This is a genomic window from Nocardioides kribbensis (assembly GCF_015070375.1).
Classification (GTDB): domain Bacteria; phylum Actinomycetota; class Actinomycetes; order Propionibacteriales; family Nocardioidaceae; genus Nocardioides; species Nocardioides kribbensis.
Window position 1 is genome coordinate 90,697 of the sequence record NZ_JADCLL010000007.1, and the last position, 26,320, is coordinate 117,016.

A 26,320-nucleotide genomic window follows, 5' to 3' on the forward strand; every position below is an offset into this window, starting at 1 on the left:
TGATGGCCGCGGCCACCGGGCGGTGGGACGATCTCCCCGCCGCGCACGTCGGCCACGACCTGGGGGGGACCATGGGCACGACGCTGGTGTTCCTCGCCGTGATCGGCGGACGGTTCCTGCTGCCGCTGGCGATCCCGCGCTGGCCGCTGCCCGCCATCGTGGCCTGCCTCGTGCTCGACGGCGTCGACCAGACCATCTTCCAGCTCTTCGGCCACGACCCGCCGGGCTACCAGTCCTACGACAAGGCGATGGACGTCTACTACCTCGCCATCGCCTACCTCGCGACCCTGCGCAACTGGACCAGCCTGCCGGCCTTCCGGGTCGCGCGCTTCCTCTACTTCTACCGCCTCGTCGGCGTGGTGGCCTTCGAGCTCAGCCACGCCCGCGCGCTGCTGCTGGTCTTCCCGAACACCTTCGAGTACTTCTTCATCGCCTACGAGGCGGTCCGCGCGCGCTGGCGCCCCACCCGCTTCGGCCTGCGCTGGTGGATCACGGCTGCGGCGCTGATCTGGGTGCTGGTCAAGCTGCCCCAGGAGTGGTGGATCCACGTCGCCCGGCTCGATGTGACCGACATGGTCGGCGACCACCCCGTCGGCGGTCTGGTGGTCGCCGCGGGCGCCGTCAGCGCCGCCTCGATCGGGTGGCGCCGCTACCACGCGCGGCTGCGCCCGCCCGACCACCCGACGCGCTTCGCAGCCGACCCGCTGCCCGCCGAGGTCGACACCGCCGAGGAGCGGCTGCAGTGGCACTGGGTGCACGGCGCCCTGCTGTCGTGGACGACGGTGGAGAAGGTCGTGCTCGTGGGTCTGCTGGCCGTCGTCTACGCCCAGACCCTCCCCGGGGTGCGGTCCACCCCGCTCCAGCTCTTCCTCGGCGTCGGCGTCGTCGTGGTGGTCAACGCCCTGCTGACCCTCGCCGCCGCCAGCCGGCGCCGCAGCATCGAGTCCTCACTCATGGCCTTCCTGGCCCGCATGCTCGTCAACGTGGTGCTCGTGCTCGCCGCCGAGCTGCTGCTCGGCGTGACCGGCGGCGACCTCGACATCAGCGCCACGCTCTTCTACCTCGCCCTCATCAGCCTGGTCACCACCCTCCACGACGCCTGGCGACCGGTGCTGGCGCTGCGCCAGCGCGACGAGGCCGCCGCACCGGCCTAGGCCCTCCTACCCAGAGGCGGGAGTACGTCGGCCCTGCCGCGCGCCCCGCGGGCGCGCGAGGCTGCCCGCATGCTGCGCTACGCCGACCCCACCGTGTGCCCCGACTGCCGTGCCCCGCTGCCTCCCGCGCCGGCCGTATGCCCCCGCTGCGACCTCCCGCTGCGCGGCTCCGTCGCCGCCGACCTGCTGAGCACGCTGACCCGCGCCGACCTGCTGCTCGAGCGCCTGCGCGCCGAGGCGCCCGTGCTCGTCGGCGCCTCGGGAGCCAGCGCCGCGGGTGGCGCCGTCGACGGGGGCCGCGCCGGCAGCCCGGCCGGTCGTGAGGCCGGTGCAGCCGGTCGTGCGGGTCTGCTCGACGGCGTCGGACCGCTCCCGCGGGCCGACCGGGCCGACACGGTCCCCGGCGGAACCGACGAGCGGGCCACCGGGCGGGCCACCGGGCGGGGGCTGCCCGCGTGGTCGGTGCCGCGGCTGCTGCTCGGCCTCGGCGCGCTGTGCCTGCTGGTGGCGGCCGTGGTGTTCCTCGCCGTGACCTGGTCGGCCCTGGGGGTCGGTGGCCGCACGCTCACCCTGCTCGGCCTCACCGTCGCCGCGGGCGTCACCGCCGACCGGCTGGCGCGACGCGGCCTGCGCGTGGGCGCGGAGTCGCTGACGGTCGTGGCCCTGGGGCTCGTGGTGCTCGACGCCGTCGGCGCGCTCTCGGCCGGCTGGCTCGGCACCGTGGGCCTCGCCGGCGCCCTGCTCGCCTGCGGGGCCGCCCTGCTCGCCGGGGGCGTCGTCGTGGTGCTCGCCCGCACCGACCTGGTCGCGGCCCAGCTCGCCGTGCCGGTCGGCCTCGGCCTGGTCGGGGGCGCCCTGCTGGCCGACGGTGACGACCCGCGGCTCGTCGGGGCGCTTCTCGTGCTCGCCCACGCCGCCGTCCGCACCGCCCTCCGGCTGCTCCTGGGCGAGCCCGTGCCCGCCCGGGCGCTGCCGGGCGCGGCGCTGGTCGGCGCCACCGCGTGGTGGGGCCTGCTCCTGCTCGCCTCGCTCGGCGAGGCCACCGACCACGCCTCCCTCACCGGGCTGTGGACCACGACCCACGGCCCGGCGCTGCTGGTCACCGCCGCGCTCGCACTGCTCCCCGTCGTCTGGTCCCCGGCCCGCACCACGGGGGCCTCCACCGGGACGCCTCCCGGGTCCGTCGCCGTTCCTGTCGTCTCCGCCGGCGGCGTCGCCCCTGTCGTGGGCGGCACGTCCCGTCGTGGCCACGCGGGGCGCTCCGCCCACCCGGACCACGCGGACCACCCGGGCCACCCGGGCCACCGGCCGACGCGGCTGCACACCTGCGTCGTGCTGGCGGGCGCCCTGGCCTCCCTGGCCCTCGTCCTTCCGGCCCTCGACGAGGGGCCCACCGGAGTCACCCTGGCCGCGGGCGTGGTCTGCGTCGCGTGGGCCCTGGCAGCGCGGGGCGTGCCGGCCCCGTGGCGGGTCGCGGTCACCGTGCCCGCCGTCGTCGCGGCCGCGCCGGTCGCCGTCACCGCCGCCGTCCTGGCCGCGGCCGCCGTGGTCAGGCTGCTGGCGGTCGGCGAGCCGCTGAGCCGGTCGGTGGGCGTGCGCCTCTCGGGCGAGCTGCCCGCCCCGGCGTGGCTGGTGCTGCCCTCCGCGCTCGCCCTCGGTGTGCTGGCCGCGACGCTGACGCGCCCGGGCCCCCGGCTCGACGGCGCCCGCGACCTGACCCGCGCCCTCCGTGCCCCGGCCCTCCGGCGCGCGGCGGCCGCGGTGGCGCTGCTCGCCGCGGTGCTGGTCGCGCTCTCGAGCGCGCCGCTCGCGGGTGTGGTGCTCCTGCTCTGCGTCGCCGGCGGCCTGCTCGCCCTCCCCGTCGCCCGCGATACCGACGTGGGCCTGGGGCTGCTCGTCCTGGCCGTCCTGGCGGCCCTCCCGAGTGCCGCCCTCGGCGCCGTGGCCGCCCTCGCGGCCCTCGGCGTCTCCCTGGTCGCGGCCCACCGACGACCCGCCGCGCCGTCGCTCGTGGTGCTCACCGCCGCCGCCGGGTGGGCGGCGTGGTCGGGTGGTGACGCCGCCGGGCTCGGTGCCACCACGCTGGGCCCCGCCGTCGTGGTGGTCGTCGGCGCGCTCGCCCTGTGGCGGGCCCGGCCCGTGGTCGAGCTGACCGCGCTGGCGACCGCCGTCCTCGCCTCCGCCGCGGCCGTCGACGCGGCCGTCGACGCGGCGGCCGCCGCGGCCGGTCGCGACGGCGCGGGGTCGACGTACGACGCAGCGGCGGCGCTGGCCCTCCACCTCACGCTGGTCGGCGCCCTCGTCGTGGCCGCGGCGCTGCTGCGGGTGGAGCGACGACCGGCCGGGTGGCTCGGCGGCGCGCTGCTCACGGCCGCCAGCTGGGTGCGGCTGGCCGACACCGGGGTGACCCAGCCCGAGGCCTACGCGCTGCCGGCCGCGCTGGCCCTCCTCGTGCTGGGTGCGCTCCGGCTGCGGCGCGACCCCGCCGCCTCGACCCGGTCGGCGCTCGGCAGCGGCCTGCTGCTCGCCACCGTGCCCAGCCTGCTGCGGGTGCTGGTCGACGACCCGGTCAGCCCCCGCGCCCTGGTGCTCGGGCTCGCCTGCCTGGGCCTCGTGCTGCTCGGGGCCCGGCTGCGCCTCGCCGCCCCCCTGGTGGTCGGTGCCGTCGTCGGCGGCGTGCTCGTGCTGGCCGAGGCGGCGCCGTGGGCGGCGCAGACCCCGCAGTGGGTGCTGCTCGGCCTCACCGGGACGCTGCTGACCGTGGTCGGCGTGACCTGGGAGCGCCGGCTCGCCCAGGTGCGCGCCGGGTCGGCCTACCTGGCCCGGCTGCGCTGACCCGCCCGCCGGTGGGCCCGGCCCTCCCAGCGTCCCCTCTCAGCCCCCGAGGAGCGCGGCCACCTCGGCGGGCCGCTCCAGCACGGTGAGGTGGCCGGTCGCGGGCAGCACGTGGAGCGACGTCGGCAGGTGGTCGGGCCGCAGCCGCGCCATCTGCGTCGCGCGCTCGGGCGGGGTCTCCCCGTCCTCCTCGCCGAAGAGCAGCACGACCTCGCGGGGGTGGCCGGCCACCACCGCGGACGTGTCGGGCCGCCCGGCGACCGCCCTCGCGACCCAGGCGACGCCGTCGGGGTCGGCGCCCAGGATCAGGCCGCGCACCAGGTCGGCGAGGTCGGGCTGCTCGCGGCGGGCGGTCGGGCCGAGCCCTCCCTCGACCGAGTCGAGCAGCGACGCGGTCGACCGGCTCGTCTCGACCTCCTCGGCCGTCGCCCGCCGCTCGGCGGGCACGTCGGGCTCGATGGGCCACGGGGTCGTGCTGGCGAGCACGAGGCGACCGACCCGCTCGGGTGCGAGGCCGGCCAGGCGCAGCGCGGCGTAGCCCCCGGTGGAGATGCCCAGCACGCCGGCCCGCTCGACCCCGGCGGCGTCGAGCACGGCCAGCAGGGCGGCGGCGACGTGGTCCATCGACGCCTCGGCCGTCGGCACGGCGCTGCGTCCCAGCCCCGGCAGGTCGACCACCAGCACCCGCGCGCCCTGCGCCAGCAGGGGGGCCAGCCGCTCGAAGATCCGACCCGACAGCGGGAAGGCGTGCAGCAGCAGCCAGGTGCGCTCGCCCCCGCCCAGGTCGTCGTACGCCGGGAGCGCCCCGGTCGAGGTCGGGGCCGGGGGCGGCGTCGTGTTGTCCACCGCTCGATCATGGCGGGCGCCCGAAACCGGACGTCGCTCGCCGGCCCCGGGTGGGCGACGCCGCAGGCGTCTCGACGTGAAGGTTCTGTGTAGGAGCCTCACGTCGAAGTCGGCGGGGCCGACGATGGTCGGGTGACCGCGTCCGCTGCTCTCGGACGCCGCGGGCCGTCGGCGCGCGGCGGCAGCCCGGGCACCCTGCTGACCCTGCTGGCCCTGGCCGCGACCTTCGCCCTGAGCGTCGCCTCGGTGACCCTGCGCCCCGAGGGCGCGCCGGTGGCGGCGTGGTGGCCCGCCGCCGGGGTCTCGGCCCTCGTGGTGGCCCTCTCCCCGGTGCGCCGGTGGGCGCTGCTGGCCGCGGCCCTCGTGGGCCTGTCCTTCGCCGCCAACCTGGTCGGCGACCGGCCACCGGGGCTGGCGTTGATGTTCGGCGTCACCAACACCGCGGAGTCCCTGGTCGTCGCGATCCTGCTCGGGGCCCACCGCCGTCGACCCGTCCTGGCGGGCTTCGAGGACCTCGGGCGTCTCTTCCTCGCCGCGGCCGGGGGCGCGGCCGTGGCGGGCGCGCTGGCCGGCCTCGCGGTGGAGCTCTTCGACACCGGCTCGTTCCTGGTGGTCGCCCGGGCCGTGATGGCCACCCACGGGGCCTCCGTCCTCATCGTCGTCCCTCTCGGGCTGCTCCTCGCCACCCGCCCGGCCGAGCGGGGGGCCGGGCTGGCCCGGACGGTGGAGAGAGTGGTCCAGGGATCGGCCGCCACCGTGGTCTTCGCGGCGGTGTTCGTCCCGGCCCACCCCTATCCCCTCGCCTACCTGCCGCTGCCCCTGCTCGCCTGGGCGGCAGCACGGTTCCCCGCGCACATCGCCTGCGGTCAGATGCTCGCGGCCGGCGTGGCGGTGACCGTGCTGAGCGACCTGGGCCGCGGCCCCTTCGGAGACCTCGACGGCCCGGCCACGTCGCTCGCGGCGCTCCAGCAGAGCTACCTGGTCATCCTCGTCCTGGTCACCCTCCCCCTCGCCATCGCCTCCAGCCAGCGCGACGCCGCGCTCCGGGTGGTCGTGGGCGAGCGCGAGCGCTACCGCCGCGGGATCCGGGAGTCGCTCATCGGGATGGTGCTGCTGCGCCACACCGACGGGGAGCTCGTGGTCGTCGAGCTCAACGACGCGGCCGCCGACCTCCTCGGCGCCCCCGAGGCCGAGCTGGTGGAGCGGCCCTGGACCCGGGGCCTGGCCGCCTCCCACCGCACACTCCTGCACTCGGCGGTGGGGTCGCTGGAGGCCGGTCGCTCCCTGACCTGGGAGAGCGAGCTGTGGCTGGAGACCTCTCCGCCACGGTGCGTGCGAGTCGGCCTGTCGGTGGTGCCCGACGCCGCCGAGGGCCGGCTCGTGGTCGCTCAGCTGGTCGACCTCACCGCGGCCCGCACCTCCCAGGCCGAGCTCACCCACGAGCGCGACTTCAGCCGCGCCGTGCTCGACAGCGTCGGCTCCCTCGTCGTCGTGCTCGACGCCGGCGGAGGTGTGCTCCAGGTCAACGCCGCCACCGAGTCCAGCACGGGGGCGCGCGCGACGAGCCTCGTCGGGGCGCCGGCGACCGCGTCGCTGGTGTGCCCCGACAGCGCGGCCGCCTTCGAGGCCGCGCTCGCGGCGTGCATGGCCGGCGAGACCGGCGCGGTGCACGAGCTGCTGTGGCGCGGGCGGTCGGCCCGACGCGAGGTGCTGACCACGCTGGCGGTGCTCCGGCACGACACCGGCGCCCCGCTCGTGGTGATGACCGGGCTCGACGTGACCGACCAGCGCCACACCGCCCACCAGCTGCAGACCGTGCTCGACGCCACCTCGGGCGCCATCATCGTCGGCATCGACGCCGCCGGGCTCATCACCTTCTTCAACCGGGGCGCCCAGGAGAGCCTGGGGTGGAGCGCGGAGGAGGTCGTCGGGCGCATGACCAAGCTGGCGCTCCACGACCCCGAGGAGGTGGCCGGCCACGCCCGTCGCCTCGGCGTCGCTCCCACGTTCGAGGTCTTCACCGCGCTCGCCCAGCAGCCCGACCCGCCCGAGCTGGACTGGACGCTCATCCGCAAGGACGGCGGTCGCCTCACCGTCAGCCTCACCGTCAACCTCCTGCGCGACGCCTCCGGCGCGGTGACCGGCCTGGTCGGCGTGGCCCAGGACGTCACCGAGCGCCGTCGCAGCGAGCAGGCGCTCGAGATCGCCCTCGAGCACGAGCGGCAGGCGGTGAGCCGGCTCTCGGAGCTCGACCGCATCAAGACCGACTTCGTGGCCTCCATCAGCCACGAGCTGCGCACGCCGATGACCAGCGTGCTCGGATTCACCCAGGTCCTCGACTCCGAGGCGGCCGGGCCCCTCTCCGAGGAGCAGCACGCCCTGCTGGGGCGCGTCGACCGCAACGGTCGCCGCCTGCTGCGCCTGATCGAGAACCTCCTCGACCTCTCCCGCATCGAGTCGGGCGCCATCTCCATGGCCCGCGAGCGCCTCGACGTGCACCGCGTCGTGCTCGCGGCGATGGAGGCCTGCTCCGAGCTCGTCCGGGCCCGGTCGATCGAGCTGGTGCACGACCTGGACACCCCGCCCGCCGAGGTCGTCGGCGACTTCGACCAGCTGGAGCGCGCCGTGATGAACCTCGTCGGCAACGCCGTGAAGTTCACCCCCGACGGCGGTCACGTCACGCTCACCGTGACCACCGTCGGGTCAGAGACCGTCATCGAGGTCAGCGACGACGGCATCGGGATCGACCAGGCCGACCTGCCTCGGGTGTGGGACCGGTTCTACCGCTCGGCCAGCGCCTCCGACGCCGCCATCGAGGGCACCGGGCTGGGCCTGAGCATCGTCCGCTCCATCGTGGAGGCCCACGGCGGACGCGTCGACCTCGACTCCGCGCCGCGCGCGGGCACGACCGTGCGCCTCGTCCTGCCGCTCGCCTGCTCGCCGAGCGAGCACGGCGCGACGCCTCAGGCCGGTCGACCGTCGGCGACGAGCCGGCCGACCCTCTCCACGAAGTAGCCCACGTCGAAGGGCTTGGCGATGTAGTCGTCGGCGCCGCTGTCGATGCCGGCCCTGACGTCGTCGGCCCGCGCCCGGGCCGTCAGCAGCAGCACCGGCAGGTCGGCGGTGGCCGGGTCGGCGCGCAGCGCCCGGGTCACGGCCAGGCCGTCGAGGTCGCCGGGCATCGCGATGTCGAGCACGGCGACCGCCGGGCGCCGCTCGCGGCAGGCCGCGAGGGCGGCGTCGCCCTGGCCGACGCCGACCACCTCGTGCCCGGCCTGGCCGAGGATGAGCGTGACCAGCTCCCTGAGGTCGGGGTCGTCCTCGGCCACCACGATCACCGCCACGACGACCCACCTGCCTCCCCGACCGGCACGGCGGGCGCGAGCACCCCGGGGTCGCGGACGCAGCGCCCCTCCAGCTCCACCGCATGGGTCGCGACACGGGCCAGCAGCTGCTCGAGACGGTCGAGCAGGTCACCGGGCGCCTGGGCGGCGCCGGCCGGCGCGACCACCGCGCCGCGCAGCAGGTAGACCGTCACCCGCACCGAGCTCAGCAGCGTGCTGAGCTCGTGGACGAGCTCGCGTGCCCCCAGCCGACCGGGCCCGGCCTGCTCGAAGGCCCGGGTGTCGGCGGTGGCGCTCGGCACGGCGACCCAGCGGTAGCCCGTGCCGCTCTCGGTCCGGATGAAGGTCGGCGCGGTCGCGTCGTCGCCGAGCTTGGCCCGCAGCGACCGGATGTGGGCGCGCAGGGCGTCGCGCGTCTCGTCGCCGTGGCTCTCGTCCCAGGCCGAGCGCAGCAGCCCGCGATGGGTGAGCAGGACCCCCGGGCGGGTGGCCAGCGGCTCGAGCAGCCGCCACTCGGTCGGGGTCAGCCGCACCTCGCGACCGTCGCGGCGCACGCTGCGCTCGTGCAGGTCCACGACCAGCGGACCGAAGCGCAGCAGCGGTCCGGTCAGTGCCGCGTCGGGGTCGGGCTCGGCCCCGCACCGCCGCTCCAGGGCCCGCAGCGCCGCCGCGAGCAGCGCGTCGCCGCACCCGAGGTCGCGGACGTCGTCGGCGCCCGCGTCGAGCAGCCGCGCCGCGAGGAGCTCGCCGGGCGCCGCGCCGTCGTCGTCACCGTCGGGGTCACCGTCGAGACCACGGTCGAGGTCGGAGTCGCGGTCGAGGTCGGCCAGCACCAGCACGGGCAGCGAGGACCACGCCCGCAGCTCGGCGAGCAGGGGTGTGACCCACCCGCCGTCGGTGCGCTCGGCGGCCACCACCACGCACCGCGGACCCGTCGTGGCCACCGCCTCCAGCGCCGAGCCGCGGTCCGCCGTCGCGGTCCGCCGGTCGGCGGACTCGAGGCGGGCCGCCACGGCGTCGGCGCGGTCCTGGCCACCGGCGACGACGAGGATGTGGGGCATCGAGCCAGGCTAGTGCCCCGCCGGGCCCGGCGGGTCTCTTCGGCCCTCTCCACACGCCCAACCGGGGGAGCGCGGCCGCGCCCGCCGACCCTAGGCTGACCGCGCCGGCACACCGCCGACCCACCGAGCAGATGGAGCGTTGACGATGGAAGTCCCCACCTGGGTCTGGACCCTCACCGTGGTCGGCATCGTCGGCATGCTGCTCTTCGACTTCGTGTTCCACGTGCGCAAGGCCCACGTGCCGACGCTCAAGGAGGCCTCGGTCTGGTCCGCGCTCTACGTCGGCATCGCCGTGCTGTTCGGCTTCGGGGTGCTGTGGTTCGGCGGCGGGACGATGGGCGGGGAGTACTTCGCGGGCTACATCACCGAGAAGGCGCTCAGCGTCGACAACCTGTTCGTCTTCCTCATCATCATGACCAGCTTCCGGGTGCCGCGCGAGGACCAGCAGAAGGTGCTGCTCTTCGGCATCGTCTTCGCCCTGATCGCCCGCACCGGCTTCATCTTCCTGGGCGCGGCCCTGATCAACCAGTTCGCCTGGGTCTTCTACTTCTTCGGCCTCATCCTCATCCTCACCGCCGGCAACATGCTCAAGGGCGAGGCCCAGGGCGGCCACGACGAGGACGAGCAGAACTTCGTCGTGAAGCTGGCGCGCCGCTTCATCCGCACCTCCGAGGAGTTCGACGGTGACAAGCTGACCACCGTCGTCGACGGCAAGAAGATGCTCACCCCGATGCTGCTGGTCATGGTGGCCATCGGCGGCACCGACATCCTCTTCGCCCTCGACTCCATCCCGGCGATCTTCGGCCTCACCCAGAACACCTTCATCGTCTTCACCGCCACGGCGTTCTCCCTGCTGGGGCTGCGCCAGCTGTTCTTCCTCATCGAGGGCCTGCTCGAGCGCCTGATCTACCTGTCCTACGGCCTCGCGGCGATCCTGGCCTTCATCGGCGTCAAGCTCATCCTCCACGCGCTGCACGAGAACAACCTCGGCTTCATCAACGGCGGCGAGCACGTCGACGTCACCGAGATCAGCACCGGGGTCTCCCTCAGCGTGATCCTCGGCATCCTCGTCGTCACCGTGGTCGCCTCCCTGGTCAGCAAGAAGGGCCGGGCCAAGACCGCGATCGGCAACGCCCAGCGCCACGTCGACGCCTACCTCGACCTCGACTACACCGCCGACACCTCCGAGCGCGAGCGCATCTTCGGCAAGCTGATCCAGGAGGGCGAGCAGATCAAGGCCCTCGGCCCGAAGTACCGCCGCATGGTGCGCGACGAGCCCGGTCTCATGGCCAAGATCGAGAAGGCCCGCCAGCAGCACGAGGAGACCGTCACCGACGGTCGCCAGCGCAACCCCCTCACCGAGGTCTGAGCGCGGGCCCGCCGGTCCGGAGCAGACCGGCGGGCGCGGAGGGGTGGCACAGCGCGGGCACAGCGGCGTCTCATCGGGTCCTCATCGAGGCGACCTACTCTCGTGCCATGGCACCCGAGCCCACCCCCGGTCCCCCGGCCCCGCGTCGCCGTACGACGGTCGTGCTCAACGCCGGCTCCCGCAGCGGCGCCGCGGCGCGCGACCGGCTGCCCGCCCTGCTGGCGCGCCACGACCTCGCCGACGCGCGGGTGCTGAGCGTCACCACCGGCGCCGAGCTCGCCGCCACCCTCGAGCGGGCCCTCGCCGAGGGTCCCGACCTGCTCGTGGTGGGCGGCGGCGACGGCAGCGCCTCGTGCGCCGCGGACCGCGTGGCCGGGTCCGACGTCGTGCTCGGCGTGCTGCCGCTCGGCACCGCCAACGACTTCGCCCGCACGCTCGAGATTCCGTCGGCGCTGGAGCAGGCCGTGGAGCACCTCGCGACGGGCAAGGTCGTCGACGTCGACCTCGGCCGCTGCGACGGGCGCGGCTTCCTCAACGTCGCCTCCCTCGGGCTCTCGGTCGGGGTCACCCAGCGCCTGCGCCCCGGCCTGAAGAAGCGCCTCGGCCCGCTGGCCTACCCCGTGGCGACGCTCGGGGCCTACCGCGGCCACGAGCCCTTCACCGCCCGGCTGGAGTTCCCCGACGGCGACCACGACACCCTCGCGCTGCACGACCTGATGCAGGTCGCGGTCGGCAACGGCCGCCACTACGGCGGCGGCAACGCCGTGGCGCCCAACGCCTCGGTCGACGACCACCTGCTCGACGTCTACGCCATCGAGCGCGGCCGGCTGCGCGACCACGTCTCGATCGCCCGCTTCCTCAAGGACGGGTCGTTCGTGGAGCACGAGAAGGTCCACCACCTCACCACCCGTCGGGTCCGCGTGGTCACCGACGAGCCGCTCCCGGTCAACCTCGACGGCGAGATCGCCGCGACCACGCCCGCGACCTTCGAGGTCCAGCGCAACGCCCTGCACGTCGTCGTGCCGCAGACCAGCCGCGCCGCCGAGCTCGACGGGCCCCGGGCCGCCGCCGCCGACCACGGCTGAGCGCTGCGACCACGGCTGAGCGCTGCGACCCGGGCCGGGAGCGGGGCCCGTAGGCTGGAGGAGCCATGAGCACACCGACCCCGCCGGCCCCGCGCCGCGCCCGCCACCTCATCGACCCGGCCAACCCGCCGGCACCGCCGTCGAGCCGGTCGCTGACCAACGTGCAGCAGTGGGTCATGTCGGTGCTGGCCGTCACCACGATCATGCACCTGTCGGTGGGGCTGGTGATCTCGGCCTTCTTCCTCGACGACTCCGAGGTCTCCGCCCGGGTCGGCCTCAACGTCATCGGCGCCGCCTTCGGCGTGGTCGCGGTGGCCGCCGGGCTGGCCATCCACCGTCGCTCCCCGCTCAGCCCGTGGCTGCTGCTCGGCACCCTGCCCGGCGTCGTCGGGCTCGTGCTCGTGCTCGCCTGACCCCGTGGGCGGCGCGACGGGCCTGCCCCGCTTCGAGGTGGCGGCCCGGCTGCGACCGGTCGACCTCGTCTGCCCCGGGTCGGTGCTGGTCGACGACGCCGCACCGGGCCCCGCCTCGGCCCACCCCACCCCCCACCCGGCGCCCTACGCCGCCGCGGAGGTCGAGCTGCTCGCGTCGGGGACGGCGCCCGGCCGGGACGCCCCGGTGCGCCTCGCCCTCGCCTCCGGCGACGACGAGCTGGGAGCGCTGTGGGACCCCGCCACCGGTGAGGTCTCCCTCGAGCTGCGCGTCGGCTCCACCACGTCACGTCACCTCAGCCGGCGGCACGGCCGGCCCGAGCAGCGCCCCGTGCGGCTCGGCCTGACCCTCACCGGGGTCCACCTCGCCGTCCACACCCACGACGGGCGGGCCTGGACCACCCGCGCCCGCGTCGACCTCGGCGCCGAACGCGCCGCCGACCGCGGCGGGGCGGGCCGGGTCGACACCCGCGACGAGCGGTGGCTCGCGGCTCTCGTCACCACCCGATCCGGCCCCGTCGCGCGGGTGCGCGCCGGCGGCTTCGGCCAGCTCGGCCTGCGCGACCTGCGGCTGGTCACGCGCGCCGACGGCTCGGCGTACCGGCCCGGGGGCGACCTGCTGCTCACCGCCACCAGCGCCGGGCCCGGCTTCTTCGACACCGCCCACACCTCGGTGTGGTCCCTCGACCCCGTCACCCTGTCGCTCACCCACCGCTCCGACCTGTTCTTCCGACGCCCCGACCGGCCCGGGGCCTTCGGCGACCACGCCACCCACCTCGTGCGCGACGGCGAGCACTGGCTGGTCGCGACGAGCACGTGGGGCGACTTCGACCGGCGCCGCGACGACGCGAGCGTCGCCGTCACCCTGGCCCGCCCGGGCGGCGACGTCGACCTGCTCGCGGGCCGCCACCTGCTCGACACCGAGCCGCTGCCCCTCCCGGTCGACGGCCTGCGCGCGGCCGGGGTCCGCTCGGTCGGGGTGTGGGACCCCCACCTCGTGCGCGACGGCGACGACTGGCTGGTCGGCTTCGTCTCGGCCCGGCGCTTCTTCGACTTCCACCCCGCCCTCGCCACCGGGCCCGCCCTCGACGCCCTCACCCTGCGCGCGGTCTCCGCGCGGCGCCGGGCCACCGAGGGCACCACGCTGCTGCGCGTCGACGGCGCGTGGCGGGTGCTGGTCAGCGACGGGCGCGACGGGCGCCGGGGCCAGCGCCAGCAGCACGCCGTGCTCGACCTCGACCTCGCCGAGGTCGGCGTGCTCGACGCGCCCTACCCCACCAACATCCCCTGGCCCACGCTCGTCGACCTCGGTGAGGAGGGCTGGCTGATGGTCGCCTTCGACGGCACGCCGTACGCCGGGCCGCTGCCGGGCTACGGCACCCACGGGCGGGTCGTGGTGGCCCGGTCGGTCGCCGGGACCTGAGCCGCGGGGGCCGCTAGCCTGGGACGTGACCCGCGCCACCCCTGCGGGTCGTCCGTCAGCGCCACACCACCTCGTGGCCCGAGCAGAGAGCGGCCCCACCATGCCGACCAGTCCCACCATGACGAGCAGTCCCACCACGGCGACCAGCCCCACCACGACCGGCAGCCCCACCGCGACGACGCAGCCCGGCCCGGCGCAGCCGGCGTCGGTGCCCCTCGACGTCTTCGAGGCCGGCGCCGAGCACGAGCAGGTCGTCTTCGCCTCGGACCCCGCCACCGGCCTGCGCGCCGTCGTCGCGATCCACTCCACCGCCCTGGGCCCCGCCCTCGGCGGCACCCGGTTCTACCCCTACGCCTCGACCGCCGACGCCGTCCGCGACGTGCTCGCCCTCTCCCGCGGGATGTCCTACAAGGCGGCGCTGGCCGGGCTCGACCTGGGCGGCGGCAAGGCCGTCATCATCGGCGACCCCGCCACCCTGAAGTCCGAGGCCCTGCTGCGGGCCTACGGCCGCTTCGTGCAGACCCTCGGCGGTCGCTACAACACCGCCTGCGACGTCGGCACCTTCTCCGAGGACATGGACCACGTGGCCCGCGAGTGCGACTTCGTCACCGGCCGCACCCAGGCCCACGGCGGGGCCGGCGACAGCTCGGTGCTGACCGCCTACGGCGTCTTCCGGGGCATGCTCGCCTGTGCCGAGCACGTGTGGGGGTCGGCCACCCTGGCCGGACGCACCGTCGGCGTCGCCGGCGTCGGCAAGGTCGGACGCCACCTCGTGGAGCTGCTCGTGGCGGACGGCGCCGACGTCGTGGTCACCGACGTGCACGGCCCGGCCGTCGACGCGGTGCGAGCCGCGCACCCCGGGGTCCGCGCCGCCGCCTCGACCGCCGAGCTCGTCGCGCTGCCCCTCGACGTCTACGCACCCTGCGCGCTCGGTGGCGCGATCGACGACGACGTGCTCGCCGTGCTGCGCGCGAGCGTGGTGTGCGGCGCCGCCAACAACCAGCTCGCGCACCCCGGGGTCGACAAGGCGATGCTCGACCGAGGGATCGTCTACGCGCCCGACTACTGCGTCAACGCCGGCGGCCTCGTGCAGGTCGCCGACGAGCTCGACCCGCGTGGCTTCTCCTTCGAGCGGGCCCGCGCGCGGGCCCACCTGATCGGCGACACCACCCGCCGGGTGCTCAGCCTCGCCGCCACCGACGGGGTCTCCCCCGCCGTCGCCGCCGACCGGCTCGCCGAGGCCCGCATGCGCGACGTGGGTCGCCTGCGCGGCATCTGGGTCGGCTGAGGCCGAGAGCGACACCGGGCACACGCAGACGGCCGCCGGGCAGGGCCCGGCGGTCGTCTGGTGCGTGCGTCAGACGGAGTCAGTCACGACGCGGGTCGGCGTAGTCCGACCACTTCTCGAGCTCTTCGGGCTCCAGCTCGTCGGTGCTGTCCTGGTGGTTCTCGCCATGCAGCTCGTTGGCCAGCGCCCCGAAGTCCGTCTCGTGAGTGCGGTACTTCAGGTCGCGGGCGACCTTCGTCTGCTTGGCCTTAGCTCGGCCGCGCCCCATAGGGTCAGCCCCCTCGCACGCTCGGCCGGGGCCCATGGCTCCCGGGCTGTCTCTCGAATACTCGTGGCGCCAACGCTACCTGCTGCCCGGTCGTTCCCGCACACCAGTCCGGTGTTTCGGACCACCGATCTCGTCGGTCCGCCCCGCCGCGGGGCCGCCGACGGTGGATCGTGTCGTCGAAATCACCGTGCCCGGGCGAGCCGGACCGTGCCGGTCTGGGCCGGTCCAGGCCGGTCCGACCCCGCCCGGAGGCCTCACCAGCCCGGGTGCTGGCCCGTCAGCAGGACGCGTCCGCCGTCGGTGTCGCTGCTGCTCACGTGGCCCGCGGCCCAGGCCCGCACGCCATGGCCGGCGAGCACGCCCACGGCCCGGTCGACCTCGGCGGCCGGCAGCATCGCCACCATGCCGACGCCGCAGTTGAGGGTGGCCTCGAGGTCGGGCTGCGAGACGTCGCCGACGCGCCGCACGAGGTCGAAGATCGGCTGCGGGGTCCAGGTCGCACGGTCGAGCACGGCCACGAGCTCCTCGGGCATGACCCGCTCGAGGTTGGCCGCCAGGCCACCGCCGGTGACGTGCGACATCGCGTGCACCTCGACACTGTCGGCGAGGTCGAGGCAGGCCTTGGCGTAGATCCGGGTGGGGGTGAGCAGCTCCTCGCCCAGGGTGCGGCCGAGCTCGGGCACGTCGCGGTCCAGCGCCCAGCCGGCGCCGCCGTCGGCGGGGGCGCCGAGGAGCACGTGGCGCACCAGGGAGTAGCCGTTGGAGTGCAGGCCGCTGGCCTCCATGGCCAGCACCACGTCGCCGGGGCGCACGCGGCCCGGGCCGAGGAGGCGGTCGGCCTCGACCACGCCGGTGGTCGCACCGGCCACGTCGTACTCGTCGGGGGCCAGCAGGCCGGGGTGCTCCGCGGTCTCGCCGCCGATGAGGGCGCAGCCGGCCTCCAGGCAGGCCTCGGCGATGCCCTTGACGATCGCGGCGATGCGCTCGGGCACGACCCGGCCGGTGGCGATGTAGTCGGTCATGAAGAGCGGCTCGGCGCCGCAGACCACGAGGTCGTCGACGACCATGCCGACCAGGTCGAAGCCGATGGTGTCGTGGACGTCCATCGCCTGGGCGATCGCCACCTTGGTGCCGACGCCGTCGGTGGAGGTGGCCAGCAGGGGCCGCTCGTAGCGGGTGAGGGCGGAGGCGTCGAAGAGGCCGGCGAAGCCGCCCAGCCCGCCGATCATCTCCGGGCGCCGGGCCTTGTCGACCCACACCTTCATCAGCTCGATGGCCTTGTCGGCCGCCTCGATGTTGACGCCCGCCTCGGCGTACGCGTTGGACTCGCTCACGGGTGACCTTCCGGGGTGGTGTCAGGGGTTGTTGAGCACGGGCAGCGCCTTGCCCAGGGTCGGCGAGGAGAGGGTGGTCTCCAGCAGGTGCTTGCCCAGCAGGTTCTCGTCGGGCAGCGGCACGGGGTACTCCCCGGTGAAGCAGGCCTGGCAGAGCCGCTCGGCGGGCTGCTTGGTGGACTGGATCATCCCGTCGAGGGAGATGTAGCCCAGGGTGTCGGCGCCGACGCTGGCGGCGATCTCCTCGGGGCTGAGGCCGTTGGCGATCAGCTCGGCGCGGGTGGCGAAGTCGATGCCGTAGAAGCAGGGCCACTTCACCGGCGGTGAGGAGATCCGCACGTGCACCTCGCGGGCGCCGGCCTCGCGCAGCATCCTGACCTGGGCGCGCTGGGTGTTGCCGCGCACGATCGAGTCGTCGACCACGACGATCCGCTTGCCGCGGATCATGTGCTCCAGCGCGTTGAGCTTGAGCCGGATGCCGAGCTGGCGCAGCGTCTGGCTGGGCTGGATGAAGGTGCGCCCGACGTAGGCGTTCTTGACGAAGCCCTGACCGAAGGGGATGCCGCTCTCCTCGGCGTAGCCGGCAGCGGCCGGGGTGCCCGACTCGGGCACCGGGATGACCAGATCGGCCTCGACGGGGTACTCGCGCGCCAGCTGACGGCCCATCTCCACGCGCGACTCGTGCACGCTGCGCCCGGAGATGGTGGCGTCAGGGCGGGCGAGGTAGACGTACTCGAAGACGCAGCCCTTGCGGTCGGGCTCGGCGAAGCGGTGCGAGCGCAGGCCGTTCTCGTCGATGACGATCATCTCGCCCGGCTCGACCTCGCGCACGACGGAGGCGCCGATCGTGGCCAGGGCGGCGTCCTCGGAGGCCACGACCCAGCCGCGGTCGAGGCGGCCCAGCACCAGCGGGCGGATGCCCTGGGGGTCACGGGCGGCGTAGAGGGTGTTCTCGTTCATCCACACGAAGCAGAAGGCGCCGCGCAGCAGCGGGAGCACCTCGAGGGCGCGCTGCTCCAGGGTGGAGTCGGGGTGGTGGGCCAGCAGCGCCGTCACCAGGCCGGTGTCGTTGGTGGAGTGCTCCACCGGGCGCTGGTGCAGGTCGAGCTCGTCGTCGGGGCCGGGCAGCGCCTCGACCATCTCGCGCAGCTCGTGGGAGTTGATGAGGTTGCCGTTGTGGCCCAGGGCGATGGACCCGTCGACGGTGGGCCGGAAGGTGGGCTGCGCGTTCTGCCACGTGCTGGCCCCGGTGGTGGAGTAGCGGGAGTGGCCGATCGCGAGGTGGCCCTTGAGCGAGTCGAGGGTGGTCTCGTCGAAGACCTGGGAGACCAGGCCCATGTCCTTGTAGACCAGGATCTGACGCCCGTTGGAGACCGCGATGCCGGCCGACTCCTGCCCGCGGTGCTGGAGGGCGTAGAGACCGAAGTAGGTCAGCTTGGCGACGTCCTCCCCCGGGGCCCAGACGCCGAAGACGCCACACGCGTCCTGCGGTCCTTGGTCCTGCGGGTCGAGGGCCGTCGTGAGCCGGCCGTCCCCACCCCTGCGCGCGCTGCTGATGAAGGGCACGGCCCCCAGTCTAGGGCCCTCCCGGGGCGGCCGCCGACCATCGCCCAGCCCGCGGCGGCCGGCGGCGCACGACACCCGGCGCGGCTCGCGCCGTGACCCCTCCCCAGGTCGAGTGCCGCCCGGACTAGGCCGATCGACCCACCCGGCCCCGGACCGAACGGACAGGAACCGGGCCTGGCCTGGGCCGATCCCGGGTCAGCGCAGCCCCCTCACCCCTACTCTCGGGAGGAGCGCCCCACCGCCGGCGGGCGCTCGGAAGGGGTGCAGGGTGACGACGTGGCGCGCAGCGCTCGACGAGCCGACGCACGCTGCCCGCACGCTCGCGACCCGCCCCGCCGACGCACCCCGCCCCTTGCCCAGCCCGGCCGGCGACGGTCTCCAGGTCGTCGCCGAGGGCGTCACCCGCATCGCCGGCTTCGGCGTGGCCGCCCTGTCGCTGGTGCGTGACGTCGACCAGCTCGAGGTGGTCGCGGTGGCCGGCGACGAGGACGCCGCCGGCGCCCTCCTCGGCACCCGCACCACGGTCGCCTCCCTCGAGGCGGAGATGGAGATCGCCGACGCGTGGGGGGCGCTGCGCTTCGTGCCCCAGGAGCGCCTCGACCACCTCGACCCCGACCTGACCGTCGACGGCTGGGTGCCCGAGCTCGTGCCGCTCGAGGGCCCCGACGCCTGGCACCCCCTCGACCTGCTGTGCGCGCCGCTGCTCGCCCCCGACGGCCGGCTCATCGGGCTGCTCTCGATGGACCTCCCCCGCGACGGCCGCCGCCCCGGGCCCGCGGCGCGCCGGGTGCTGGAGGAGTACGCCCGTCAGGCCGCCCACGCGGCGCTGCTCACGCTCCAGCGCGAGGAGCTGGCCGAGCAGGTGCGCCTCGCCGGCACCGCTCGCGAGATCGTCCGCAACGCCAGCAGCCACCACGGGCTCGCCCAGATCCTCGAGGAGACCGGCTCGGCGCTGGTCGAGGGCTTCGGCGCCGCCGGCATGTGGATCCAGGTCTTCGACGCCGACGACCGCGGCGCCAGCGTGCTGCTCGCCGTCGACGGCAGCGAGGTGGTGCTGCCCGCGCGCCTGGTGCGCGTCGCCGAGGCCGCCGCCCGCGAGTGCTGGTCGCGCCAGCGGGTCGAGGTCATCGACACCGGTCGAGAGCGTCATGCCGAGCTGCCGCCCGGCGACCACGCCGCCGTCGTGGCCTTCCTCGACTCGATCGGGGTCGGCTCCATCATGTTCGTGCCCATCGGCGCCGGCCCGGAGTGCCTGGGCAACCTCGTGCTCACCCGCGCCGCCACCTGCCCGGAGTGGACCGACGTGCAGGTCGAGGCCGTGCTCGACATCGGTCACGACCTGGGCCGGGTCGTGCTCAACGCCCGCGGCTTCGAGCGCGAGCACCGGCTGGTCAAGGAGCTCCAGGCCCTCGACGTCTACAAGACCCGCCTCATCGCCACCGTCTCCCACGAGCTGAAGAACCCCCTCACCTCCGTGGTCGGCCACCTCGAGCTGCTCACGGTGCTCGACGAGCTGCCTGCCCGGGCCACCGCCTCGCTCGCCGCGATCGGTCGCGGCACGACCAAGCTGGCCCGCGTGGTCGACGACCTGTTGCTGCTCTCGCGCGTCGGCGACCCCGAGCGCCTCGTCGAGGCCGAGCGCGTGGACCTGCTCGGCGTGGTCGCCGAGGCCCACGACCTGGTGCGGGTGGAGGCCCAGCGCCGCGAGGTCGCCCTCGCCCCGCCCCGGGCCGACGGCGCACCCGCGCGGCTGGTGGTCGAGGGCGACGCCGACGAGCTCGAGCGGGCGGTCACCAACCTGCTGGGCAACGCGGTCAAGTACAGCCCCCCGGGCAGCGAGGTGCAGGTGGTCGTGCGCCCGCGACGTACGGCGGGGGCGGCGGAGGTCGTGGTCGACGTCGTCGACCAGGGCATCGGCATCTCGGCCGAGGACCGCGGCCGGCTCTTCGAGGAGTTCTTCCGCTCCACCAACCCCGAGGCGCTCAGCCGCCCGGGCACGGGGCTGGGGCTGGCCATCGTGGCCCGCATCGCCGCCGGGCACGGCGGCCACGTCGAGGTCGCCTCCGAGCTGGGCCGCGGGAGCACGTTCTCGCTGTGCCTGCCCGCGGCCACGCCCTGAGGCGACCCCGACTGCTGCTCACATGTCGCGGGCGCCCTGCAGGATCGCCTCGCGGATGCGGGTGTAGGTGCCGCACCGGCAGATGTTGCGGATCGTGTCGAGGTCGCGCTCGGTGATGCTGCGCCCCTCGCGACGCACCTTGCGCACCAGTGCCACCGCGGCCATGATCTGGCCGGGCTGGCAGTAGCCGCACTGCGCGACGTCACGGTCGATCCAGGCCTGCTGCATCGGGTGGAGCTTGCGGCCGTCGGCCAGCCCCTCGATCGTCGTGACGCGGTCCTTGGGCTTGAGGTCGCCCACCCGCACCGAGCAGGGGTTGAAGGCCCGGCCGTTGATGTGCGACGTGCACGCCTTGCACACGTTGATGCCGCAGCCGTACTTGGGGCCGGTGACCCCGAGCAGGTCGCGCAGCACCCAGAGCACGCGCACGTCGTCGTTCACGTTCACCGTGACCGGCTTGCCGTTGAGGATGAAGGTCTGCTTCGCCATGTCGGGCTCCTGGTCAGTAGGTGAGCTTGAGCCCGTTGGTGGGCGAGGGGGGCACGGGCGGCACGAACGACTTCGGCTTGAAGGCGATCGGGTCGTCGTGGTTGATCGGGAACCGCTTGGGCAGCGTGCCGGTGGCGCGCGCGTAGGCGCAGGCCACCGCGGCCGCCGTCGAGCCCACCGCGGCCTCGCCGACCCCTCCCGGGGTGTCGGAGTCGGTCTCGACGATGTGCACCTCGACCTCGGGCGGCACGTTCCACTGGCGCGTGTAGAAGTAGTTGTCCCAGCTGGCCTCCAGGAAGCGCCCGTTCTTGAGGTGGCAGGAGCTGGTGAGGGTCAGCGCGATGCCGTCCATCACCCCGCCCTGCATCTGGGCCTCGACGCCGCGGGGGTTGATCACCAGACCGCAGTCGACGGCCACGACGACCTTGGTCACGCGCGGGCCGGTCACGGTCTCGGGGCCGAGGTCGCGGTTGACCGTGGAGGGGCGGGTGTCGATCTCGACCAGGATGGCCGTGGCGCCCTTGTACTCCTTGTGGATGGCCACGCCCTGGGCCACGCCGGCGGGCAGCGAGCGACCCCAGTTGCCCTCCTTCCTCACCTTCTCGAGCACGGCCTTGACCCGGTCGTTCTTGAGGAACTTCAGGCGGAACTCCAGCGGGTCCGTCCCCACCTTCTTCGCCAGCTGGTCGATGGTCAGCTCGGCGGCCACGGCGACGTCGGGAGAGTAGATGTTGCGCATGGAGCCGGTGCGGAAGCGCTGGTCGGTCTCGTTGAGCAGCTGCGTCACGACACCGAAGTCGTAGGGCAGCTCCTGGGTCAGGGTGAAGATCGACTGCGAGAAGGTCAGGCCGCCGAGGTAGCGCCCGACCTCGGTGGGCAGCTCGTCGGCGGTGGCGGTCAGGATCTCGCCGAGACCGTGGCTGAAGTCGGTCACGACGCTGGTGTGGCGCTGCTCGAAGCTCAGCACCTGGTCCTCACCGGTCAGGCCACCCTTGAGCACCGTGGCGCGCACCCGCGAGGTGGCCATCGGGTGCAGGCGACCCTGGCGCGGCTCGTCGGCGCGGTGCCACATCAGCTTGACGGGCACGCCCATCGCCTTGCTGATCTCGGCCGCCTCCAGGGCGTGGTCGCCGAAGAGCTTGTGGCCGAAGGAGCCGCCGCCGGTGATCACGTTGACCTTGACCGCGTTGACGGGCAGGCCGAGCATGATCGCGATGTTCTCCTGGGCCAGGATCGGGACCTTGAGACCGGCCCAGATCTCGGCGCCGTCCTCGCGCACGTCGGCGATGGCGGCGTAGGGCTCGAGGGCCGCGCTGCTGCGGAACATGAACTCGAACTCGGTCTCCACCGACTCCGCCAGCACCGGCACGTCGGGCACGACGAGGGGCAGCTCGGCGCGCTTGATGCCGGCCAGGACGGTCTCGTCGGACTCGCCGCTCGCGGTGCCGGGGTTCCAGTCGACCTGCATCTCGCGGATGGCGTCGATGCAGTGGCCGAAGGTCTTGGCCCGCACGGCGATGCCGCTGCTGATCTGCGCGACGTGGGTCACCCCGGGCATCTTCTTGATGGCGGCGAGGTTCTTGAGGCCGTTCTCCTTCGGGGTGCCCTGGTGCTCGGGGGCGCGGCACACCATGGTCGGCAGCGCACCGGGCACGTCGAGGTCGGTGGTGAAGTCCTTCTTGCCGGTCACCGCGGCGCGGGCGTCCAGGCGGTTCTTCGGGGTGCCGATGACCCGGAAGTCGGACGGGGGCCGCAGCACGACCTCGACGGCCTCCACGACCTGGCTCGCGGCGTCGCCGGCGATGTCGCCGTAGGTGACGTTGTTGCCCGCCAGGTCGCTGATCACGCCGCCGGTGGTCGTGAGACGGTCGGCGGTGGTGCCGAACAGGATGGCCGCGGCCTCGAGCAGCTTCTGCCGGGCCAGCGCGCCGGCGACGCGCACGGGCGTGTAGGTCGAGAAGGTGGTGTTGGAGCCACCGGTGAGCTGGTTGAAGACCAGCTCCGGACGCGCCGGTGCCAGCGTCACCTTGACCTTGCTCATCGGCAGGTCGAGCTCCTCGGCGAGGATCATCGTGGTCGAGGTGAGGATGCCCTGACCGACCTCGGTGCGGGGCAGCTCGAACGACGCGGTGCCGTCCTCGTTGATGGTGACGGTGATCAGCTGCGAGGTCGGCAGCGCCGAGTCGGTCTGCAGGTCCTCGAGGTCGTAGAGCTCGGGCAGCTGCGGGCCCGACGGGATCGCGGCCGAGGCGCGGTTGCTGCCCGTGGCGAGGTCGGCGCCGACGACGAGGGTCGTGCCGGCGAGGACGTAGCCGATGAAGCTGCGGCGGCCCAGGGCAGCCGGCGGAGCGGCCGACTGGTGGTCGTGGAGCTCGGTCATGCGTGGCCTCCAGGTGGGTGCCGGGCGCTCCCCCATGAAGCGTCCCGAGAATGACAAGACTGACAGGGAGTGCTGTCAGTCACCATGCCCACGGCGCCCACGATGTGACCACTGCCACTGTGCACCCTGCACATCGCGCGGCGGTCGGGGACCGCGCCGGCTCAGCCGCCCGTGCGCAGCGCGCGCAGCGCGAGGTCCAGCTCGACCGGGGGTGCGCCGGCGAGCACGTCGCGCCCGGTGAGCTCGGCGACGCGGCGCAGCCGGTTGAGCACGGTGTTGCGGTGGCAGTGCACGCGCTCCGCGGTGGAGGTGGCCGAGCCGCCGGTCGCCACCCAGGCCTCGAGGGTGTCCACCAGCGGCACGAGCTCGGCCCGGGGCAGCGCGAGGAGCGGGCCCAGCCACACCGACACCAGACGGGCCGCGACGTCGGGGGCGCTCATCAGCAGCGCCTCGGGCAGCCGGCTGTCGAAGGTGGCGAGCCCGCCGTCGCGGCCCAGGGTGCGCAGCGCCAGCGAGGCCTGCCGGAAGCCGGCGTCGACCCCGGCGAGGCCGTGGACCACGGCGGAGACGCCGAGCCCGCCGGCCGCGGCCGCGACCCGGGCGAGGCGCTCCAGGGCCTCGCGCGGCGAGTCCTCACGCAGCGCGACCAGCCCGACGACGCCGCCCGTGCGGCGCACCCAGGCCGAGGCGTGGGGCGCCACGACCGACCCGGCCTGGAGCGGGTCGACGCGGCCGCCGATCACGACCAGCACGTCGCCGGAGACCGGCAGGTCGAGGATGCGCGCCGCCTCGAAGGCGAAGGACGCCTCCTGGGCCCGCCCGCTCAGCAGGCCCTCCCACAGCTCCGCGCGCTGCTGCTCGTCGGCGCGCACGACCGCGCGCTCGTGGGCGTGGTAGGCCGCCGCGACCTGGGCGGAGGTCTCGTCGACGACCTCCCACAGCCGGCCGCCGACCTCGCGCAGCTCCACCGAGGTGAGCGCCGACTCGGCGTGGTCGACCAGGTCGTCCCAGATCAGCCGACCCCCCATGCGGAAGGAGCGCAGCACGTCGTCGAGGGGCAGCCCCTGCTCGGCGCGTCGGCGGCCGGTCTCACGCGCCGCGTCGTACGCCGGGTCGTGGGCGGGGCTGCCGGTCGGCTCCTGGCCGAGCAGCTCGAGCACGCGGTCGATGTTGTCGTGGCAGGAGCGGCGCAGGTCCTCGCTCGGCACGACCCGCCGCAGCTGGTAGCCCGGGTTGCTGGCCTCGATCGTCGCGACGAGCCGGTCGGTCAGGGGGGCCAGTCGCTGCGCGCGGTGGTCGCCGAGGAAGGCGAGGGTCTCCGCGTCCATCCGCCCACCGTAGCCCGGCCCTCCCCAGGGGGCGGGCCGTCGGCACGTGCCCCCGCGTCAGGCCAGGGCGGCCCCGTCCCGGCCCTGCGCCGGACCCTGCGCCGGGCCCTGCGCCGGGCCCTGCGTCAGGCCCGGCTCATCGCTGGGTCACCGCCGGGCGAGACGCGCCAGCAGCAGCGCCTCGGCCAGCACGACGCGCTCGAACTCCGCGAGGTGGAGGCCCTCGTTGGCGCCGTGGGCGCGGGTGTCGGGGTCCTCCACGCCGGTCACCAGCACGCTGGCCTCGGGGAAGGCCTCCAGGAACTCGGCGATGAAGGGGATCGACCCGCCCACGCCCATGTCGATCGGCTCGGTGCCGTCCCAGGCCTCGGCGAAGGCTGCGCGGGCGGCGTCGTAGGCCGGGCCCGTCGCGTCGATGCGGGTGGGCTCGCCGGTGTCGACGACGGTGAGGGTCAGCTCGGCGCCCCACGGGGTGTGGGCCTCGAGGTGGGCGCGCAGGCAGGCCAGGGCGTTGTCGGCGGTGTCGCCGGGGGCCACCCGCAGGCTGATCTTGGCGCGGGCCGCGGGCACCAGGGTGTTGCTCGCGCCGTCGACCTTGGGCGCGTCGAGGCCGGTGATGCTCAGCGACGGCTTGGTCCACAGCCGCTCGACGGCGGAGCCGGTGCCCATCCAGGTGATGCCGGGCACGGCGCCGGACTCCGCGCGCAGGCGCTCCTCGGGGTAGGTGACGTCGGCGGCGGGCGACGACACCAGCCCGGCGATCGCGACGTCGCCGGCGTCGTCGTGGAGGCTGGCGATGACGCGGCTCAGGGCGATGAGCGCGTCGGGCACGAGCCCGCCCCACATGCCCGAGTGCACGGCGTGGGTCAGGGTGCGCACCTCCACGTCGGCGCGCACGAGGCCGCGCAGGCTGGTGGTGAGCGCGGGCTCGCCGATGTCCCAGTTGCCGGAGTCGGCGATGACGATGACGTCGGCGCGCAGCGCCTCGGCGTGCTCGGCCAGCAGTGCGGGGAGGGTGTCGGAGCCGACCTCCTCCTCGCCCTCGATGAACATCGTGACGCTCACCGGGAGGTCGTCGCCGAAGACGCGCAGCGCGCCGAGGTGGGCGGCGATGCCGGCCTTGTCGTCTGCCGCGCCGCGGGCGTAGAGCCGGCCGTCGCGCTCGGTGGGCTCGAAGGGCGGGGAGTCCCAGTCGGCGTGGTCGTTCTCCGGCTGGACGTCGTGGTGGGCGTAGAGCAGCACCGTGGGCGCACCCTCGGGGCCCGCCTTGTGGGCGATCACCGCGGGCGCCCCGCCCTCGGCGCTCACCACGTCGACGGAGTCGAAGCGCTCGGCGCGGAAGAGCTCCGCGACGGCCTCGGCGCTGCGGCGCACCTCGCCGGCGCGCGCCGGGTCGGCGCTGACCGACTCGATGCGCACGAGGTCCTCGAGGTCGCGACGGATGCCCGGCAGGAGCTCGTCGACGCGGGCACGGATGGCGGCGGAGTCGGTCAGGAGGTCGGGCTGGCTCATGCCGGCCAACCTATCGCCGTCGCCCGGCGCCGGGTCGCGCGCGGGTGGCTGCGGCCGCGCGGCAGGCAGGTCAGGATCAGGTCAGGGGCAGGTGGGGCGCGAGGTCGGCGCGCTGCCCGCTGGCGCTCACCCGGCCCGCGGCGTCGGCCTCGCCCCAGGTGAGCGAGCCGGAGGCCAGGGCGATCCACGTCAGGGCGTCGGTCTCCACGACGGCGGGCGGGGTGCCGCGGGTGTGGCGCACCCCCGGGATGACCTGCACGGCGGCGTAGGGCGGGACCCGCACCTCGACCGAGTGGCCCGGCGCGCGCTGCTCCAGCACGGCGAGGAAGTGCTTGACCAGCAGCCGGAGGTCGGCGCGGTCGGGCGCCGACCCGGCGGCCCCCGCGGCCTCGACCCGGGCGAGGGCGGCGGCCACGTCGGCGGCGGGCGCGACCCGGAGCCGGGCGGGCATCAGCGGCGCTCGCGGGGACGGCCGGGGCACGGTCGGT

Annotated in this window: 20 protein-coding genes; 9 read left to right on the top strand and 11 right to left on the bottom strand. The window is 75.0% G+C overall.

Going from position 1 to position 26,320, the window contains the following annotated elements; translation table 11 throughout:
- Window positions 1-71 precede the first annotated feature (71 nt).
- Window positions 72-1,154, top strand: a complete 1,083-nt coding sequence (locus IR170_RS15430; protein ID WP_056903353.1) for a hypothetical protein — start codon at window positions 72-74, stop codon at window positions 1,152-1,154.
- A 69-nt stretch (window positions 1,155-1,223) separates the two neighbouring features.
- Entirely contained in the window at window positions 1,224-3,989 is a 2,766-nt protein-coding gene (locus IR170_RS15435) for an SCO7613 C-terminal domain-containing membrane protein (RefSeq protein ID WP_193665512.1), read from the top strand.
- Window positions 3,990-4,028: 39 nt separating this feature from the next.
- On the opposite strand, the gene IR170_RS15440 is transcribed toward IR170_RS15435, so the two are convergent.
- Entirely contained in the window at window positions 4,029-4,835 is an 807-nt protein-coding gene (locus IR170_RS15440; protein ID WP_193665514.1) for an alpha/beta fold hydrolase, read from the bottom strand.
- A 132-nt stretch (window positions 4,836-4,967) separates the two neighbouring features.
- Between IR170_RS15440 and IR170_RS15445 the strand changes: the two genes are divergently transcribed.
- Window positions 4,968-7,850, top strand: a complete 2,883-nt coding sequence (locus IR170_RS15445; RefSeq protein WP_193665516.1) for an ATP-binding protein — start codon at window positions 4,968-4,970, stop codon at window positions 7,848-7,850.
- On the opposite strand, the gene IR170_RS15450 is transcribed toward IR170_RS15445, so the two are convergent.
- Window positions 7,799-8,179, bottom strand: coding sequence for a response regulator transcription factor (locus IR170_RS15450; protein ID WP_193665518.1), 381 nt, complete (start codon window positions 8,177-8,179; stop codon window positions 7,799-7,801). The two genes, IR170_RS15445 and IR170_RS15450, sit on opposite strands and share 52 nt — an antisense overlap.
- On the bottom strand, window positions 8,170-9,240 hold the full coding sequence (locus IR170_RS15455; RefSeq protein WP_193665520.1) for a winged helix family transcriptional regulator: 1,071 nt from the start codon (window positions 9,238-9,240) through the stop codon (window positions 8,170-8,172). The genes IR170_RS15450 and IR170_RS15455 overlap by 10 nt, the downstream gene beginning before the upstream one ends.
- A gap of 145 nt (window positions 9,241-9,385) precedes the next feature.
- Between IR170_RS15455 and IR170_RS15460 the strand changes: the two genes are divergently transcribed.
- The 5 genes from IR170_RS15460 to IR170_RS15480 all read left to right on the top strand — a co-directional run bounded on the left by IR170_RS15460 (window position 9,386) and on the right by IR170_RS15480 (window position 14,836).
- The gene (locus IR170_RS15460; RefSeq protein ID WP_193665522.1) at window positions 9,386-10,609 is read left to right on the top strand and encodes a TerC family protein; all 1,224 of its coding nucleotides are present in this window, start codon (window positions 9,386-9,388) and stop codon (window positions 10,607-10,609) included.
- A gap of 107 nt (window positions 10,610-10,716) precedes the next feature.
- On the top strand, window positions 10,717-11,694 hold the full coding sequence (locus IR170_RS15465; RefSeq protein WP_193665524.1) for a lipid kinase: 978 nt from the start codon (window positions 10,717-10,719) through the stop codon (window positions 11,692-11,694).
- A gap of 65 nt (window positions 11,695-11,759) precedes the next feature.
- The gene (locus tag IR170_RS15470; protein WP_056863355.1) at window positions 11,760-12,107 is read left to right on the top strand and encodes a hypothetical protein; all 348 of its coding nucleotides are present in this window, start codon (window positions 11,760-11,762) and stop codon (window positions 12,105-12,107) included.
- A 4-nt stretch (window positions 12,108-12,111) separates the two neighbouring features.
- The gene (locus IR170_RS15475; RefSeq protein WP_319805114.1) at window positions 12,112-13,548 is read left to right on the top strand and encodes a hypothetical protein; all 1,437 of its coding nucleotides are present in this window, start codon (window positions 12,112-12,114) and stop codon (window positions 13,546-13,548) included.
- 118 nt (window positions 13,549-13,666) lie between these two features.
- Window positions 13,667-14,836: a Glu/Leu/Phe/Val family dehydrogenase gene (locus IR170_RS15480; protein ID WP_193665526.1), complete on the top strand. Its 1,170-nt coding sequence runs from the start codon at window positions 13,667-13,669 to the stop codon at window positions 14,834-14,836.
- A 79-nt stretch (window positions 14,837-14,915) separates the two neighbouring features.
- On the opposite strand, the gene IR170_RS15485 is transcribed toward IR170_RS15480, so the two are convergent.
- The 3 genes from IR170_RS15485 to purF form a co-directional block, all read right to left on the bottom strand.
- Complete coding sequence (locus IR170_RS15485; RefSeq protein WP_056863354.1) at window positions 14,916-15,104, bottom strand: DUF3073 domain-containing protein; 189 nt, start codon at window positions 15,102-15,104, stop codon at window positions 14,916-14,918.
- Window positions 15,105-15,358: 254 nt separating this feature from the next.
- Window positions 15,359-16,438, bottom strand: coding sequence for a phosphoribosylformylglycinamidine cyclo-ligase (purM, locus tag IR170_RS15490; protein ID WP_193665528.1), 1,080 nt, complete (start codon window positions 16,436-16,438; stop codon window positions 15,359-15,361).
- 21 nt (window positions 16,439-16,459) lie between these two features.
- Complete coding sequence (gene purF, locus IR170_RS15495) at window positions 16,460-18,004, bottom strand: amidophosphoribosyltransferase (RefSeq protein WP_056863352.1); 1,545 nt, start codon at window positions 18,002-18,004, stop codon at window positions 16,460-16,462.
- 268 nt (window positions 18,005-18,272) lie between these two features.
- Here purF and IR170_RS20425 point away from each other — a divergent pair, with 268 nt between their 5' ends.
- Complete coding sequence (locus tag IR170_RS20425; RefSeq protein WP_193665530.1) at window positions 18,273-20,123, top strand: ATP-binding protein; 1,851 nt, start codon at window positions 18,273-18,275, stop codon at window positions 20,121-20,123.
- Between the two features lie 18 nt (window positions 20,124-20,141).
- On the opposite strand, the gene IR170_RS15505 is transcribed toward IR170_RS20425, so the two are convergent.
- From IR170_RS15505 to IR170_RS15525, 5 genes are all read right to left on the bottom strand, one after another.
- Entirely contained in the window at window positions 20,142-20,612 is a 471-nt protein-coding gene (locus tag IR170_RS15505) for a (2Fe-2S)-binding protein (RefSeq protein WP_193665532.1), read from the bottom strand.
- Between the two features lie 13 nt (window positions 20,613-20,625).
- A complete protein-coding gene (locus IR170_RS15510) occupies window positions 20,626-22,992 on the bottom strand; it encodes a molybdopterin cofactor-binding domain-containing protein (RefSeq protein WP_193665534.1) in 2,367 nt (788 codons plus the stop codon).
- A 161-nt stretch (window positions 22,993-23,153) separates the two neighbouring features.
- The gene (locus tag IR170_RS15515) at window positions 23,154-24,320 is read right to left on the bottom strand and encodes a PucR family transcriptional regulator (RefSeq protein ID WP_193665536.1); all 1,167 of its coding nucleotides are present in this window, start codon (window positions 24,318-24,320) and stop codon (window positions 23,154-23,156) included.
- A gap of 147 nt (window positions 24,321-24,467) precedes the next feature.
- Window positions 24,468-25,832 carry a dipeptidase gene (locus IR170_RS15520; protein WP_193665548.1) on the bottom strand — a complete coding sequence of 455 codons (1,365 nt, stop codon included), beginning with the start codon at window positions 25,830-25,832 and terminating at the stop codon, window positions 24,468-24,470.
- A 76-nt stretch (window positions 25,833-25,908) separates the two neighbouring features.
- Window positions 25,909-26,283, bottom strand: coding sequence for a sterol carrier family protein (locus IR170_RS15525; protein WP_193665550.1), 375 nt, complete (start codon window positions 26,281-26,283; stop codon window positions 25,909-25,911).
- Window positions 26,284-26,320 lie beyond the last annotated feature (37 nt).